This window comes from Enterobacter sp. 3U4, from assembly GCF_057224565.1.
Window position 1 is genome coordinate 1,094,875 of sequence record NZ_CP136665.1, and the last position, 17,028, is coordinate 1,111,902.

A 17,028-nucleotide genomic window follows, 5' to 3' on the forward strand; every position below is an offset into this window, starting at 1 on the left:
GTGAGGGCATCAGGCCTCACCCTTTTTTTCACCTTACGCTTCCTGCTTTACCAGCTCCGCTTCAGCTTCCGCTTCCCGCGCGCCTTCATTCTGCGACAGCATCGCGGTCGCAATACCATTCCCCAGAACGTTAATCGCGGAACGGCCCATATCCAGGAAGTGGTCGATACCCATCAGCAGCAGAATACCCGCCACCGGAATGTTAAAGCTTGGGATCGTCGCGGCCAGCACCACCAGCGAGGAGCGCGGCACGCCCGCAATCCCCTTGGAGGCCAGCATCAGGGTCAGCATCAGCACCGTCACTTCAGAGAAGCTCAGGTGAATGTTGTACGCCTGTGCGATAAACATCGAGGCGAAAGAGCAGTACACCATCGACCCCACCAGGTTGAATGAGTAGCCAATCGGCAGAACGAAAGAGGCGATGTTGCGCGAGCAGCCAAAACGCTCCAGCTGCTCCAGCGTTTTAGGGTAGGCCGCTTCAGAACTGCTGGTGGTAAACGCCACCAGGACCGGATCCTTGAGCATGCTGACCAGGCGGAATACCTCTTTTTTCAACACCATGTAACCCACGGCCAGCAGCACCATGCAGGTGAGAAGAATGGCAACATAGTAGCCGCCAATAAAGGAGGCGTAGTTCAACAGAATGCCCAGACCCTGCGTGGCGATGACGGATGAGATTGCCGCGAAAATGGCCAGCGGAGCCACGTACATCACATAACCCGTGACCTTCAGCATAATATGGGAAACCACGTCCAGCGCGGCCACCAGCGGGGCGTTGAATTTCTGCCCCAGCGACGCGCCGCCAATGCCGAAGAACATTGAGAACACCACAATCTGCAGGATCTCATTGTTCGACATTGCCCCCGCGATGCTGGTTGGAATGGTGTGTGACAGGAACGCTTTCAGCGTCATGCCGCCAACGGCCAGACCGGTATCTACCGCCTCGGTAGGGACCGTCAGGTTCAGACCGCTTCCCGGATGCTCCAGCGTGACGATAAACAGGCCGACCAGAATAGAGAGCACGGATGAGCTGATAAACCACACCATCGCTTTGCCGCCAACGCGTCCAATGGTAGAGGTTTCGCCCAGCTTCATAATGCCAACGGTGAGCGTACTAAAGACCAACGGTGCAATGACCATTTTGATCAGTCGGAGGAAAATATCGGTCAGAAGGGTAATATTATCCGACCAGGCTTTGATGGCATCCGCAGATGCATATTCATGAATTGCTGCCCCTGAAAGAATACCCGCCAGCATGAATATCACGATGAAGAGTGTGAGTTTGTTTGCACTTGCCACGAAAAAAGACCCTCTATGCGCTTCAGATGTAGCCCGCGGCGATACATATAAATTTTTTATTACGACGCGGGAAATTATTCGGCACATAAATTGACGCAAAGCGTAGGGGGATACAACTCCTTTTTAAGTTTTATTAATTTTGTTGTTATTACCCTGACGATATATTGTGATCTCCATCACACTTTAATGGATATATTCTCTCCAGATAAAATTAAAAAGCGGAAAAATTAAATTTAACTCTTTGTTATATAAGGTAATAAGAAGTCAATAGGACAAAGTGCTTAGTCGTTAAGGGGCAGGTGGTCGAAGCGATATCCGTAAACTAAATTCTCAATAACCCCCTCAGAGGAACGTTAAGCGGGGCTAACATCTTGAACGACAAAAATAAAACGTGGCAAGGGAACGAAGACGTCTTCTGGAGGGTGGTAAATGAAAAGAAAACTCCTTTTGATCTGCGCAGGCACCTTACTGACTGCGACAACGGCCCATCAGGCACTGGCCGTCACCAGCAGCGGCACCATCGGCGCGACGCTGACGCTCACGAATGGTTGTCTGATAAACGGCTCGCCCACGCAAAACGGCATTAACTTCGGGACGCTGGATTTTGGCACCCATCCGGCAACGTTTTCCACTCTGACCACGCAGCTAACCGGTGCCAGCGGCGGAAACACCTTCACCATTCAATGTACGACCGCCAGCTATACGGTGGCGATCACCGGCAACACCAACTCCTCTGCACCCGGCACCGTTGTAGGCACGCCGGGAACGCCTGCGCGCTATCTGGTCAACACGAGCAATACGGCGCAGGGCGTGGCTTACAGCCTTTACAGCGACAGCGGGTTTAACAGCGTGATTGCCAATAATACCGCGCTGCCGATCGCCTCTACGGCCGGAGGAGTGGACAGTTACACCCTCTACGGGCGTATTACCGGCGGCGGTAACAGCGTGACGGTCGTCCCGGGAACCTACACCGACACGATTAACGTCAGCGTCACCTACTAGTCCCGAACCGCCATGAAGGCAACTCTCACAGGTCTGCGCAAACGCGCGGAGGGACGCGTGCAGCCTTTTTTCGCGCTGATGGCAGGAGTGCTCATGATGCCCGCGGCGGGGGCGGTGACATCACAGTCCTTTAAGGTCAGCGCGACCATTGTTCCAGGGTGCGTGGTGGCCACCGGTAGCGGAGGGCTTCTCGGTACGCTGGATTTTGGCAGCCATAACGGCGTCGAGAGCGCGCCGGTGAGCACCAGCTTTGTGCCAAACGGGGCGTTATCCATCGCCTGTACGCCAGGCGTGGCGCTAAGCATGAGCATTAATGGCGGCCAAAATTATTCATCCGTTCGCCGCATGAAGCGGTCCGGTGGAACAGACCTGGTGCCATACCGGCTCTACAGCAGCAGCTCGCTGGCCGCGAACAGTGAAATCGGCGTCAACCAGGCGATACCGGTTACCTATACCAACAGCAATAACATCGCGCTGCCGCTTTTTGGCGTGGCGCTACTGACCGGGTTTAGCCCGGCGGGAACGTATACCGATCAGCTCACTGTGACTTTGTCATGGTAAAAAAGGGAGAGTGTTGATGAAGCCATTTTTTAGACCTGTTTGTCTGGCGGGCGCGTTGGGCATGGTTGCGGCAACCGGCCAGGCGCAGGCGGCAGCCACCATTCTGCTCTGGCCTATCGATCCATGGCTTGCTGCGGATGCCAACGCCACGGAGCTGTGGATCCAGAACCAGGGGAGCAGCGCAACGACGATGCAGGTGCGCATCGTGCGCTGGAAGCAGGAGAACGGGCTCGAGCGCTACACGGCGCAGCAGGACGTGGTCGCCAGCCCGCCCATCGTCACGATTGGCACCGGCAGCAAGCAGCTTATTCGCCTTATCAAACAGGCTTCGGTTCCCGCGGGTGTCGAACAGGCTTACCGCATCATCGTAGATGAAATCCCCCAGCCTGATGCCAAAGCCGAACCCGCCATCGGCCTCAAATTGCAGATGCGTTACTCCATTCCTTTGTTCGTGTATGGACAGGGGATCCCGACCATCAAAGAGGGCGCGCATCACGCGCTGGCGGAAACCCAAAACCTGAGCTGGCGGGTGACGCGTTCGGACGGGCAGCCTGCGCTGGAGGTAAGAAATCGGGGGGATGTCCACGTCAGGCTCAGCCAGGTGGCGCTGGAGCAGGGAGGGCAGAAACGCACGGTTGCGGAGGGATTGCTGGGTTACGTACTTCCCGGCAGCACCCGCAGCTGGCCCATACCCGCTGGCGTTCGCCAGCCAGAGCGGATGAGCGCGCAGATTAATGCCAGGGACGCACAATGGCAGTCGACGCCCGTCAACTGAAGCCGGCAATAATGATACTGCTCTGTGTCAGTTCCGCGACCCTGGCCGAGCCCGGCGACGACAGTTTACCGCCGCCACCCCAGGCACAGGCGATAAATGATGAAGCGGTGTTCCAGCTTGCCCTGGTGCTCAACCACTACGATACCGGTCTGGTCGTGCCCGTGACGCAGCGTAAAGGCGCTTTCTTTATCTCCAGCGCCGACCTGCTGCGCGCGGGGCTGCCACCGGCGCATGTTCCCCCCGGAGAGGTGAATCTCTCTTCGCTTACACAGGTGCGGGTGGAGTACGACAGCGCCGCGCAGCGCCTGCTGTTGACGGTTCCTCGCGACTGGGTGACGGCCCGCGTGACGCCTTTCAGCACGCAAGCGGCGCAGGCCAAACCGCACTTTGGGCGCGGGGCGCTGCTGAATTACGATTTCTACACCAACCATACGGAACATATCGGCGGTCAGGCGTCGCTGTGGCATGAGTTCCGCTACTTCAACGAGAACGGCTCGTTTTCCTCCACCGGCTATGCCCGGGAAAATTTCACCGGTAACGAGGGTCAGCAGGAGGGATACGTTCGCTATGACACGTCCCTGCTGTTCACCAACGAGGATGACGCGATGAGCTGGAGCGTCGGGGACGTGATCAGCGATGCCCTGAGCTGGAGCTCCAGCGTGCGGATGGGGGGGATAAGCGTCGGGCGGGATTTCTCCCTGCGCCCTGACCTGGTGACGTGGCCGCTGCCCGAATTCGCAGGAGAAGCGGCGGTACCCACGTCGGTCGATCTCTTTATCAACGGGTATCGCTCCGGCTCAACCCAGCTTCAGCCGGGCCCCTTCACCCTGACCAATCTGCCCTACATCAACGGCGCAGGGGACGCGGTGCTGGTCACGACGGATGCGCTGGGGCGACAGGTAAGCACCACGCTACCGTTTTACGTCACCAGCGACTTGCTCAAAAAAGGGCTAAGCGACGGCGCCGTGACGCTGGGCAGCCTGCGGCGCAATTACGGTATCAAGAATTTTGACTACGGCTCGGCGGCGGGCAGCGGTTCGTATCGCTACGGGGTGACGGACTGGCTGACCCTGGAAGGGCACGCGGAAGGTGCGCAGGAACTGGCGCTGGGCGGGGCAGGAACGGTGATTAAACTCGGTCAGCTTGGCGTGGTTAATACCGCTTACTCGCAGAGCCGCATGCGCGGGGATGCGGGCGGGCAAATCAGCTGGGGTTACCAGTACAGCACCAGCGAGTTCAGCGTGGCCACCCAGCACACGCGTCGCGACCGCGGCTTTGGCAATCTGGCCCTTTACGACCAGCCGACGGTGTATGACGAGAACGATAAACCCATCGCCAGCTTCAGCCGCAATACGGACCAGTATTCTCTGACCTTCAACCTGGGGCAGTACGGCAATATCGGCGCGGCCTGGATCGGGGTAGAGAGTTTTGACAGCCAAAAAACAGAGCTGCTTAACCTCTCATGGAGCCGCAATTTGTGGGGCGCGAGCAGTATTTATCTGGCCGGCAGCCGGGACCAGCAGCGGGGAGACTGGACGGTCGCGCTGTCGCTGCAGGTGCCGCTGGGGGCACGCGACAGCGCTGCCATTACCGTTGAAAACACCCCGGATGCCGGCAGTACCCAGCGCATCAACTATAACCACTCCATGCCTTCTGACGGTGGGTTCAGCTGGAACATGGCCTGGGCCAACCAGTCAAGATCCAGCGATTATCAGCAGGGCACGCTGGGCTGGCGCAATAACAACATAGAGCTGCAGGGCGGCGGCTACGGCGAAAGGGACATGATGACCTGGTGGGGCGAAGCGATGGGCGCAATTGTGTTGATGGACGGCGAGCTGTTTGCGGCGAATAAGATCAACGATGCGTTTGTCGTCATCAGTACCGACGGTCATCCGGATGTGCCCGTCAGCTATGAGAATCAGCCCGTCGGCAAAACGAATAACAACGGTTACCTGCTGGTCAGCGGGGTATCGGCATATTATCCGGCAAGCTACCGGATTGATACCCTGAACCTGCCGGCGGATACCCGTCTGAAAGAGACCGAGCGGCGGATCGCTATCCGGCGTCACAGCGGCTATCTGGTTGATTTCCCGATGGAGCAGGAGCGGGTGGCAAGCGTCATTCTGCACGATGCGCGCGGCCAGGCGCTGCCGGTGGGAAGCCAGGTCCGACGCGCCTCGCGCAGCAATGCGGTGGTGGGGTATGACGGCATCGCCTGGCTGGAAAATCTTAGCGATGTGAACCCGCTGGAGGTGATCGCGCCTGATGGAAAACGCTGCCGGGCTACCCTCACCGTGGGAGCCAATCCGGAGCACAAGCTGCAAACCTACGGTCCGCTGGTCTGTCGGGAGGCGCCATGAAACGCCTGCTGCTGTTGATACTGCTGCTATTTTCCAGCGGAGGCTGGGCGGCGTGTACCGTCAGTACGGTCAATGCCTCGTTTGGCAGCGTCACGTCGTTTGCGCTCAGCGGAACCGGGGAGGTGGAAACCACCGGCACGCTGGTGGTGGCGTGCGATGCCATACTGAATCTGTTGACCAGCGACTCGGTGACCCTGACCTATACCGCGGCATCGGTCTCGGGCAGCAGCCGGGCCACCATGAAACGCACGGATAACGCGGCCATCACGGACGTGATCCCCACCCGGCTATGCGGACTCGCGGGCTGTGCGAGCAGCAGCGAGGTACAGATAAGTAAATCATATACCTGGAGCGGAAATACCCTGCTGGGGTTGCTGGGCTCAAAACAGTACAACATCCCGCTCTATTTCCGCACCGTCGCCGGACAGAACGTTTCTGCCGGGCCGTATCAGGTGCAGTTAACCTTCAGCGTTAACTACAGCGTCTGCTCCGTGGGCGCGCTCGGCATTTGCACAATCAATCAGACGGGCACGGCGACGACCACCATCCTCCTTAACCTGACCGTGACCAACGACTGCAGCGCCATGACCACGCCGGACGTCAACTTCAACAGCGCGCCGCTGGTGCAAAGTTTCCCTACCGTCTCGCAGGCGATTGCCGTCACCTGTACCAAAGGCAGTACGTATACCATCGGCATTAACAACGGTGCTAACGCGCTGAATAACGTGCGCCGGATGGTAAGCGGCAGTAACTACCTGAGTTATGACATCTATAAAGAAGCAACGGGCAACCGCTGGGGCGGCAGCGGCAGCGAACGCTGGACCAGCGCGACGTCATCGCAGGTCAGTACCGACGGTTTACTGCGCACCTACAACTACACCGCGAAAGTTCTGACCAATCAGGCCACGCCCCCCGCCGGAACCTACACAGATACGCTGATTGTCGACGTGGCTTTCTAACCCCGCGCTTTTCCCTTTCTCAAATGTAAAGTTCCTGTTGGCAGTGCCGATAACACCGTTAATAAATCTATGAGAAGGTGTTGTATGTTGAACCGTATCCGCGTTGTCACAATGCTTATGATGGTGCTGGTCATTTTCGCACTTCTTCAGCTTATCTCCGGCGGGCTTTTTTTCTCGTCGTTAAAACAGAACCAGGACAGCTTCGCGGCCTCGAACGATCTCCGCCTGCAGCAGAGTGAGCTCACTTCAACGTGGGATCTGATGCTGCAAACGCGTATCAACCTGAGCCGCTCGTCCGCGCGCATGATGATGGATCCCAACAATCAGCAGAGCAGCGCGAAAACCGATCTGTTGAAAAATGCCCGCGCCACTCTCGCTGACGCCGCAAAACATTACGACGCCTTCAAAAAGATTACCCCGCAGCCTGCGATGGAGCAGGTGAGCCAGAATATTGACGAAAAATACAACGCCTACCATGCCGGTCTGGCAGAGCTGATTCAGTTCCTTGAGAGCGGCAACATGGACGCCTATTTCGCACAGCCGACGCAGGGGATGCAAAACGCCCTCGGCGCGGCGCTGGGGGAGTACGCGAAGGTCAGTGGCGATCTCTATCACTCCGCGTTTGCTGAAAGCCAGAATGACTACCGCTTTGCGAAATGGCAGATGGCGGTGCTGGCGCTGGCGCTGGTTATTGTGCTGGTTGCGGTCTGGTACGGCATTCGCCATATCCTGCTGAACCCTCTCGGCCGCGTCATTGCCCACATTCGTGAAATTGCCGGCGGTGACCTGACCAAAACGCTGACCGTGTCCGGGCGCAATGAGATCACCGAGCTGGCAAACAGCGTTGACCATATGCAGCGTTCGCTCATCGAGACCGTCGCCAACGTGCGTAACGGGTCGGAGGCGATCTATACCGGCACCAGCGAAATTGCGATGGGCAATAACGACCTCTCTTCGCGCACCGAACAGCAGGCGTCCGCTCTGGAAGAGACGGCGGCCAGCATGGAGCAGCTCACCGCGACCGTGAAGCAGAACGCCGATAACGCCCGCCAGGCGTCTCAGCTGGCGGAAAGCGCCTCCGAGACCGCGCAGCGCGGCGGTCGCGTGGTGGATGGCGTGGTGAAAACCATGCACGAAATCGCCGACAGCTCGAAGAAAATTGCCGACATCATCAGCGTCATCGACGGTATTGCCTTCCAGACCAACATTCTGGCGCTGAACGCCGCCGTGGAAGCGGCGCGTGCGGGCGAGCAGGGACGCGGGTTTGCCGTGGTGGCCGGGGAAGTGCGCAACCTGGCCAGCCGCAGCGCCAACGCGGCAAAAGAGATCAAGTCGCTGATTGAAGATTCCGTTTCCCGCGTCGATACCGGCTCCGTGCTGGTGGAAAGCGCCGGGGAGACCATGAATGACATCGTGAATGCCGTCACCCGCGTGACGGACATCATGGGTGAAATCGCCTCTGCGTCCGATGAGCAGAGTCGTGGTATCGACCAGGTTGCCCTGGCGGTATCGGAAATGGATCGCGTGACACAGCAAAACGCCGCGCTGGTGCAGGAGTCCGCTGCGGCGGCCGCTGCGCTGGAAGACCAGGCGAGCCGTCTGAAGATGGCCGTCTCGGCGTTTCGTCTCGCTTCACTCGCTGGAAACACGGTCACCCCGCAGGCGACGTATCGCGCGCCAGCCGCTGAACCGGCTGCAAACCGTACGCGCACCGCGACGACCGGACAAGATGAAAACTGGGAAACATTTTGACTGACAATTAAACCGCGGCTGCTTGCCGCTTGATGGGAGCGTGGATGTTAAATCGTATTCGTATCTCGACCACACTGTTTTTGATTCTGATCCTTTGCGGTGTGTTGCAGGTTGGCAGTAACGGGTTGTCTTTTTGGGCGTTTCGCGATGGCTATCAGAATTTGCAGGACGTTGAGGCGAGTAATCAGCAGCGCTCCGCACTGGCACAAACGCGTGCCGTGCTGTTGCAGGCAAGCACTGCGCTGAACAAGGCGGGAACCTTAACCGCGCTGAGTTATCCGCCGGATGACATTAAAGCGCTGATGGCGACCGCGCGCGACAGCCTGAAGCAGGCTGACGCACAGTTTAAGGCCTTTACGGCGCAGGCCGCCGACAGCGAGAAAGAGAAAGCGCTGAAGGCCGCCATGAAGACGAACTTTGAACAGTGGTACAGCGATCTGGACCATCAGGCGACGTGGCTTGAGAACAACCAGCTGTCGGACTTTATGACCGCACCGGTTCAGGCGTCTCAGGCGGCGTTTGACGGCAGCTTTAACGCGTGGCAGCAGAATATCAATCAGTCTGTTCAGCGTGCGGGTGAACAGAGCCGTCAAAGCTATCACATGTCTGGCGTCATCTTTGCCGTGGTTGTGATTCTGGCAGGGCTGCTGACCGGCGGGGCACTGCTCTGGTCCCGCAGAATGATCGTGCAGCCGCTGGCGATTATCAGCAGCCACTTCGACAGTATTGCGAAAGGGGACCTGGCGCGTCCGGTGGCGGTGTTCGGCAGGAACGAAATTTCGGCGATCTTTGCCAGCCTGAAGGCGATGCAGGGATCGCTGCGGGAAACGGTGAGCGACGTGCGGCAGGGCAGTTATGCCATGCACACCGGGATCTCTGAGATTGCGGCGGGTAACAACGATCTCTCTTCCCGCACCGAGCAGCAGGCGGCCTCGCTGGCGCAGACGGCGGCCAGCATGGAGCAGTTGACCGCGACGGTAGGCCAGAACGCCGATAACGCGCGTCAGGCGTCTGATCTGTCAAAACAGGCGGCGATGACGGCGAAGAAGGGCGGCGACCAGGCGTCCCACGTCGCCAGCACCATGCAGGAGATCGCCACCAGTTCGCAGAAAATTGGCGACATCATCAGCGTGATTGACGGTATCGCGTTCCAGACCAACATTCTGGCGCTGAATGCCGCCGTTGAAGCGGCGCGTGCCGGTGAGCAGGGACGCGGATTTGCGGTGGTGGCAGGGGAAGTGCGTAACCTGGCGAGCCGCAGCGCTAACGCGGCGAAAGAAATTAAGGTGCTGATCGAAGAGTCGGTCTCGCGCGTTCAGCAGGGCTCAACGCTGGTGGATACGGCGGCGAAAACCATGCACGAGATCGTCACCTCCGTGACGCGGGTTAACGACATCATGGGCGAGATTGCCTCGGCGTCGGACGAACAGCGTCGCGGCATTGAGCAGGTTGCTCAGGCCGTCAGCCAGATGGATCAGGTGACGCAGCAGAACGCCTCGTTAGTTGAGGAAGCGGCAGCGGCAACCGATCAGCTGGCCAGCCAGGCCGATCGTCTGACCGGACTGGTCGCGGTGTTTAATGTGAAAGAGCACGTTGAAGCAGTAACAGAAGTCGGGCGGTCGCAGGCCGTGCCAGTTGTATCCTGAATGTAATTAAGAAGGCGCTATGACATCACCAATGCCCCCTGGGCAAACGTCATTACTGTTGCAGATGACACAGCGCCTCGCGCTGTCCGACGCGCATTTTCGTCGGATATGTCAGTTAATCTACCAGCGTGCGGGGATCGTGCTTGCGGATCATAAGCGGGACATGGTCTACAACCGTCTGGTGCGGCGCTTGCGTACGCTGGGGCTGGATGATTTTGGCCGCTATCTGAGCATGCTCGAGGCGAACCAGAACAGCGCAGAGTGGCAGGCTTTCATTAACTCGTTAACCACCAACCTGACGGCGTTTTTCCGGGAGGCTCACCACTTCCCGGTACTGGCCGAGCATGCGCGCCGTCGCACCGGGGAGTATCGCGTCTGGAGTGCGGCCGCCTCGACGGGTGAAGAGCCGTACTCGCTGGCGATCACCCTGGCCGACACCCTGGGCATGACGCCCGGACGCTGGAAAGTCTACGCCAGCGATATCGATACCGAGGTGCTGGAGAAGGCGCGTAACGGCGTTTATCGCCAGGATGAACTGAAAACGCTGTCGCCGCAGCAGCTGCAGCGTTATTTCATGCGCGGGACGGGCCCGCATGAAGGCCTGGTACGCGTACGCCAGGAGCTGGCGAACTGCGTCGAATTCGCGCCCGTTAACCTGCTGGATAAGCAGTACAACGTGCCGGGGCCGTTCGACGCCATTTTTTGTCGTAACGTCATGATCTATTTTGATAAAACGACGCAACAGGACATTCTGCGTCGGTTTGTTCCGTTGCTCAAGCCTGACGGTTTACTGTTTGCCGGGCACTCGGAAAACTTCAGCAACCTCGCGCGTGAGTTTAGCCTGCGTGGGCAAACGGTATATGCGCTGAGTAAGGAAAAAGCATGAGTAAAATCAGGGTGTTGTCTGTCGATGATTCAGCGCTGATGCGTCAGATCATGACTGAAATTATCAATAGCCACAGCGACATGGAGATGGTGGCAACCGCGCCCGATCCGCTGGTAGCGCGGGATTTAATTAAAAAATATAACCCCGACGTGCTAACGCTGGATGTCGAGATGCCGCGCATGGATGGCATAGATTTCCTTGAAAAATTAATGCGGCTGCGGCCCATGCCGGTGGTGATGGTCTCCTCCCTGACCGGAAAAGGATCGGAAATTACCCTGCGCGCGCTGGAGCTGGGGGCGGTGGATTTTGTCACCAAGCCGCAGCTCGGCATTCGCGAAGGGATGCTGGCGTACAGCGAAATGATCGCCGAGAAGATCCGCACCGCGTCGCGTGCGAAGCTTGCCGCCCACACGCCGATGGCTGCGCCTGCGACCCTGAAGGCAGGTCCGTTACTCAGCTCTGAAAAACTGCTGGTCATTGGGGCGTCAACCGGAGGAACAGAGGCAATTCGTCATGTACTCCAGCCATTGCCGCTTTCAAGTCCGGGTATTCTGATCACGCAGCATATGCCGCCAGGTTTTACCCGTTCGTTCGCCGAACGCCTGAACAAGCTGTGCCAGATCAGCGTGAAAGAGGCGGAGGACGGCGAGCGCGTGCTCCCGGGGCATGCCTATATCGCGCCGGGCGACAAGCATATGGAACTGGCGCGCAGCGGCGCTAACTATCAAATCAAAATTCATGACGGACCGCCGGTCAACCGGCACCGTCCGTCTGTGGATGTGCTGTTTCATTCGGTGGCGAAACATGCGGGGCGCAACGCCGTTGGGGTGATCCTGACGGGGATGGGCAACGACGGTGCCGCCGGAATGCTTGCAATGCACCAGGCTGGCGCCTGGACGATTGCGCAGAATGAAGCAAGTTGTGTGGTGTTCGGCATGCCGCGCGAGGCCATCAATATGGGTGGCGTGAGCGAAGTGGTCGATCTTAGCCAGGTAAGCCAGCAGATGCTGGCGAAAATCAGTGCCGGACAGGCAATACGTATTTGACTCAGGAGTATTATTTTATGGCGGATAAAGAGCTTAAGTTTTTGGTTGTGGATGACTTTTCCACCATGCGTCGCATCGTGCGCAACCTGCTGAAAGAGCTGGGCTTCAACAACGTTGAAGAAGCAGAAGACGGCGTTGATGCGCTGAACAAGCTGCAGGCTGGCGGGTTTGGTTTTGTTATCTCCGACTGGAACATGCCGAACATGGACGGTCTGGAACTGCTGAAAACCATTCGTGCCGATGCGGGCATGGCGTCTATGCCGGTTCTGATGGTTACTGCAGAAGCGAAAAAAGAGAACATCATTGCCGCTGCACAGGCGGGCGCAAGCGGCTATGTGGTGAAGCCATTCACCGCGGCAACCCTGGAAGAGAAGCTCGGTAAGATCTTCGAGAAACTCGGCATGTGAGGTGATGGAAATGTTGCAACCTGCTATGAAACCCGTAGAAGAACACTCGCCGAGCGATATCATCGTCCGCATCGGCAGCCTGACGCGCATGCTGCGTGACAGCCTGCGTGAGTTGGGTCTGGATCAGGCGATTGCCGAAGCGGCGGAAGCCATTCCTGATGCCCGCGATCGTCTGGACTATGTTGTGCAGATGACCGCTCAGGCTGCGGAACGTGCGCTGAACAGCGTTGAAGCGTCACAGCCGCACCAGGATGCGATGGAAAAGGGGGCGAAAGCGCTGAGCAAACGCTGGGACGAGTGGTTTGAGAATCCTATCGAGCTGGCGGATGCCCGCGAGCTGGTGACGGATACCCGTCAGTATCTGGGTGATGTGCCTGGCCACACCAGCTTCACCAACGCACAGCTGCTGGACATCATGATGGCGCAGGATTTCCAGGACCTGACCGGTCAGGTGATCAAGCGCATGATGGATGTTATCCAGGAGATTGAGCGTCAGCTGCTGATGGTTCTGCTCGAGAACATTCCGGAACCGGCAGCCCGTCCAAAACGCGAGAACGAAAGCCTGCTCAATGGTCCACAGCTCGACGCCAGCAAGGCGGGCGTAGTGGCAAGCCAGGATCAGGTCGACGATCTGCTGGACAGCCTCGGCTTCTGATTATTCTGATTACCCTCAGGTTGCGGCCTCAACCTGAGGGTATTTCGGTTAGCGAAGATCCATCTTCACCGTTACGTTACCTTCAAAGCGACCCGGGGCCGGGGGAGCATTAGTCGTGCTGACAGGTACAGCCTGAATTTTGACCACACCGTTTCCCTGATTGTCCATCGTTACCGGAAACTCATAGGTACCATCCAGCGCAACGTTCTGACTGTTTTCATCATATATACGTACGCCGAGATCGTCCCTGTCCAGAAGTTTTGCAATGTAAGGCGTGCTGCTATCCGCGACCCCCTGATCTGCTGTCAGCGTGAGCTTTATCCGGTCCGTGTTTCCCACTGCGTTATCATCACAGTGGTAGGCAATATCAACGTTTTTGATGGCATAACGTTTTGGCGGTTGCCCCTTGATGACAAATTGCTTGCTGACGATGCTGCCGAACTCAACCTCGATGGTACTGCCTGCGTTGATGGTGCAGCTGAGCGGCGCAGAAAGCGTGCCGCTAAACCAGATATCAGATACCTGATCTGCCTGCCCGGGATCGCAGCTTCCCCCTGTGCCGAAATAGAGGCAGGCATAGTTTTGCGCGACGATCGTCGAAGGTATCACCTCTTGACCCAGGATGGGTTTTTTAACGTGAAGCGTGACCGCAATGACGTTCCAGCGGAAATTACGCTTTACCGTAGCGGCATTGCTCGGCTGGGTGCCACTACTGCAAACGTTGGCATCGCCCTCCGTTTTGGCGAGTGCATTCTCGGTCGTGTTACGCATATTCCCTCTGGGCGTCGGGTATTCATTGACGGCTATCGGGGTCAAAGAATTGCCGTCCGGAGAGTTGATTGCATCAGCGTAGGCGGTGATATCGGCATCGATCTTTTCGGTCAAATAGCCGTATCCGTTTGTTCCCGGACTCAGCGGGCTCCCGGCAAACGTTTTTTCATAGACCATGCTCGAAGAAAATATATTTCCGGGACAGCTGCAGTTGGCCACTATCACCGGACCATTGCCGACAAGATGATTTGGCACATCATAGTCATGATTGGCGATATTTTCGCTGGACAAAAACTCATGATCGAACGTTATGGTGTAAGCTTGCGGCGCACCGAAGCAGTTATGAAGTAAAGTCACCGCTCCCCTGCACGGGCTGGTTGCGGCCAGGCTCAATGCCGTGGCCAATAAACCCCAGACGGCCTGTTTCGTGAGTATAGTTCTCATGTGCTTATTCCTGCTGACAAAGCTCGCTAACCGAGCGAATACCGTTAGGGCTTTCGTTTTGGTTGGCTGACTGTTGCGTAATGCTGGCGCGGCACTGTTGGTCCGTGCCGTTGCCCCATTTCACGGTAATCTGCGCGGTCTCTCCAATGCCTGCCAGATAGACGGTTCCGGTTTCATCGGCAATGCCGCTCATCACCGGGTCGCTACTGGTCGCGATGGCGCCGAACGGAACGGGGAGGCCGTTTGGACGCTTCAGGGTTACCAGCATCCTATAGCCAGTGTGGGCGTCAAATCTGGCCAGCACCGCCGCGTTGCGCGAGGGAATGACGGTGATGGCGGTATCGCTGCTGTCCACATTTTCCGGCAGGCTCGAGGTATCAATACGAATGTTGTTCTCCTGGTACGGAGTGAGCGATGGAATGACTGCGTTACCCTGCCAGTCGGTCTGAATACCCCGCTGGTTCAGGAAACGAACGCCGGAAGCGTCGTTGGCGTTCACGATAGCAAACTGGCTGCCTAAAGGTTGCGCCAGCGTGACGCCCTGAGGATGGGCAACAATACCGCCGCTAATGCCGTAATTAAGCTGCTGAGAGTCATCAGTGGAGGCGTAATAGCCTGCGGTCAGGTTGGCGTATTGCGAGCGGTAGCTGCCATAAACGCTGCTGATATTTTCCCCGTCGTGGTTGGAATGGCCCTGCTGCAACGAGTAGCTCAGACGCTCGTCGTCCAGCAGCGTGCCGTTGAGGCCGACGTTTTGCCGCGTATAGCCATTTTTAGTGTTGCTGATGTTGTAGCTACTCCAGGCGTGAGGCAGCCATCTGGCGAGAGGAATGCTTAACCCCAAAGAGACCATCCTGTCAGACTCTTCGTCGTTGGTTTCGCTGTACGTATAGGCCACGTGATAACTCGTTCCGGCAACAACGGTATTGAATCCAAACGACAGGCTGCGCTCTTTTTTAGTGGTGCCCCAATAGTCCTGCTGATAACCGTTAAGATACAGACTCGCCCCAGCAACGGTTTGGCTAATGCTGGCCTGAATGCGGTTGCGTTTATTGTAACGAAACAGCAGATCGTCTTCGTGGCCGTCACGCTTTTGGTTGGCGTCGTCAAAGCTGTAATATCCGCGGCTGGTGTATCGGCAGCTGCCGAGGCTGAAGTTGGTATCGGTCGAATCCAGCTTACCGGTATAAAGCAAACGCCATGACTGGCCGGTATGCTGGCTGTTATCGTCCAGCCGGGTGTCGGCCACGGTAATGTCAGCCGAGAGTGAGCCCAGTGGCCCGAGCGCCAGACCGGCACCAGTATTGGCTGCGTTATAGTCTTTCGAGAGCGTCAGCCCTCCAAACCCGGTGAGAAGGTTGTTTAGACCGTAAATCATGCTTGCCTGGAGGAAGTCGGGTTCCTTTTGGTCGCTCCCGCTTTCAGCACGATAACGGCCCGCTGTAATTTCGTACTTCATACGCCCGGGCCGCAGCATAACCGCGATACTGGAGTAGGGCTGGGTAAAGTGATGCTCGGTGCCGTCAGCCTCTTTCACCGTAACGTCCAGATCGCCGCTGTTGGTCGTGGAGTAGAGATCGCTGATTACGAACGCGCCCGGCGCGACATTTTGCTGATAGATGAGATAGCCGTTCTGGCGCACCGAGACTTCAGCATTTGAACCTGCTGTGCCGCGTATGACAGGGGCATAGCCGCGTTGGCTATAGGGAAGCATTTCTTCATCTGACGCAAGGTTGACGCCCCGGTACTGTAAGCTATCAAATACCTCGCCCCGCGTGTTGCTTTCCCCGAACGTGAACTGCGACTTGAGGGCGTCAACGTCATGCTGCAGGAAGGTATTGATGTTTTCCCAATGATTTTCACTCTCTGAATTGCTCCACGTAGAATAGTTGCGCACTCGCCAGCCACCCAGGTTAGCGCCGGTGCGCAAATTCAGATACTGATTGGTGGCGCTGTTGTCGCCGCTGTTCTTATTGTTTGATCCTGAAAAAGCGTAGTCACTGAACAACACGGGAACACCGTCGTCCCAGCGTGAGGGATCGATATAATCGTAACCGGTACCGCTTAATGCGGCCTGAGGAATACTCAACGCTAACGTCATGGTTGAAAAATCAAGCCGCGCGGAGGCCTTGGGGATATAGTTGCTGATATCTTTAGGCAAAACCTTATTGGCGGGTAACGTAAGCAAGGCGGGATACCGGTCGATAGCAATCCCCCATGCCCGCAGCATATCCGGTGTGAGCTGCGGTATCAGTGACCCTTCCGGCGAGCTGACGTAAGCGATATTGGTGGTGCTCAGGCGGCGATCGTTCACCTGCACTCGGGAAGAATAGGTGCCGGGTAGCTGAGAATTCGACTTTGAAAAGAGTGAAAGGTCGATATCCTGCTGTGCCAGCATGTCCCCTTCAAGCGATGAGGGAGAGAAACGATACTCACGGGCCAGCGTCGAGAAGCTCGCCATGAGT

General features: G+C 57.4%; 14 protein-coding genes. 11 read left to right on the forward strand and 3 right to left on the reverse strand.

Annotation, left to right across the window (positions count from 1 at the left end):
* Positions 1-33: 33 nt before the first annotated feature.
* The gene (locus RVY89_RS05175) at positions 34-1,299 is read right to left on the reverse strand and encodes a dicarboxylate/amino acid:cation symporter (RefSeq protein ID WP_033145875.1); all 1,266 of its coding nucleotides are present in this window, start codon (positions 1,297-1,299) and stop codon (positions 34-36) included.
* A gap of 429 nt (positions 1,300-1,728) precedes the next feature.
* On the opposite strand from RVY89_RS05175, the gene RVY89_RS05180 reads away from it, so the two are divergent.
* From RVY89_RS05180 to cheZ, 11 genes are all read left to right on the forward strand, one after another.
* Positions 1,729-2,301, forward strand: a complete 573-nt coding sequence (locus RVY89_RS05180; RefSeq protein WP_484827100.1) for a Csu type fimbrial protein — start codon at positions 1,729-1,731, stop codon at positions 2,299-2,301.
* Between the two features lie 12 nt (positions 2,302-2,313).
* Positions 2,314-2,862 (forward strand): Csu type fimbrial protein, encoded by a 549-nt coding sequence (locus RVY89_RS05185; protein WP_484827101.1) that lies wholly within the window; start codon positions 2,314-2,316, stop codon positions 2,860-2,862.
* A gap of 16 nt (positions 2,863-2,878) precedes the next feature.
* Entirely contained in the window at positions 2,879-3,637 is a 759-nt protein-coding gene (locus RVY89_RS05190) for a fimbrial biogenesis chaperone (protein WP_484827102.1), read from the forward strand.
* Entirely contained in the window at positions 3,613-5,997 is a 2,385-nt protein-coding gene (locus tag RVY89_RS05195; RefSeq protein ID WP_484827103.1) for a fimbria/pilus outer membrane usher protein, read from the forward strand. Before RVY89_RS05190 ends, RVY89_RS05195 begins: the two co-directional genes overlap by 25 nt.
* Positions 5,994-6,956 (forward strand): Csu type fimbrial protein, encoded by a 963-nt coding sequence (locus tag RVY89_RS05200; protein ID WP_484827104.1) that lies wholly within the window; start codon positions 5,994-5,996, stop codon positions 6,954-6,956. The genes RVY89_RS05195 and RVY89_RS05200 overlap by 4 nt, the downstream gene beginning before the upstream one ends.
* Before the next feature lie 84 nt (positions 6,957-7,040).
* Positions 7,041-8,708 carry a methyl-accepting chemotaxis protein II gene (gene tar, locus RVY89_RS05205; protein WP_484827105.1) on the forward strand — a complete coding sequence of 556 codons (1,668 nt, stop codon included), beginning with the start codon at positions 7,041-7,043 and terminating at the stop codon, positions 8,706-8,708.
* Positions 8,709-8,752: 44 nt separating this feature from the next.
* Positions 8,753-10,354: a methyl-accepting chemotaxis protein IV gene (gene tap, locus RVY89_RS05210; RefSeq protein ID WP_371898695.1), complete on the forward strand. Its 1,602-nt coding sequence runs from the start codon at positions 8,753-8,755 to the stop codon at positions 10,352-10,354.
* Positions 10,355-10,373: 19 nt separating this feature from the next.
* A complete protein-coding gene (gene cheR / locus RVY89_RS05215; protein WP_023312253.1) occupies positions 10,374-11,240 on the forward strand; it encodes a protein-glutamate O-methyltransferase CheR in 867 nt (288 codons plus the stop codon).
* Positions 11,237-12,286, forward strand: a complete 1,050-nt coding sequence (locus RVY89_RS05220) for a protein-glutamate methylesterase/protein-glutamine glutaminase (RefSeq protein ID WP_008500430.1) — start codon at positions 11,237-11,239, stop codon at positions 12,284-12,286. The genes cheR and RVY89_RS05220 overlap by 4 nt, the downstream gene beginning before the upstream one ends.
* A gap of 17 nt (positions 12,287-12,303) precedes the next feature.
* Positions 12,304-12,693 (forward strand): chemotaxis response regulator CheY, encoded by a 390-nt coding sequence (cheY, locus tag RVY89_RS05225; RefSeq protein WP_008500431.1) that lies wholly within the window; start codon positions 12,304-12,306, stop codon positions 12,691-12,693.
* Positions 12,694-12,703: 10 nt separating this feature from the next.
* A complete protein-coding gene (cheZ, locus tag RVY89_RS05230; RefSeq protein WP_023312251.1) occupies positions 12,704-13,348 on the forward strand; it encodes a protein phosphatase CheZ in 645 nt (214 codons plus the stop codon).
* A 48-nt stretch (positions 13,349-13,396) separates the two neighbouring features.
* On the opposite strand, the gene RVY89_RS05235 is transcribed toward cheZ, so the two are convergent.
* A complete protein-coding gene (locus tag RVY89_RS05235; protein WP_484827106.1) occupies positions 13,397-14,563 on the reverse strand; it encodes a fimbrial protein in 1,167 nt (388 codons plus the stop codon).
* Between the two features lie 4 nt (positions 14,564-14,567).
* Positions 14,568-17,024 (reverse strand): fimbria/pilus outer membrane usher protein, encoded by a 2,457-nt coding sequence (locus tag RVY89_RS05240; RefSeq protein ID WP_484827107.1) that lies wholly within the window; start codon positions 17,022-17,024, stop codon positions 14,568-14,570.
* Positions 17,025-17,028 lie beyond the last annotated feature (4 nt).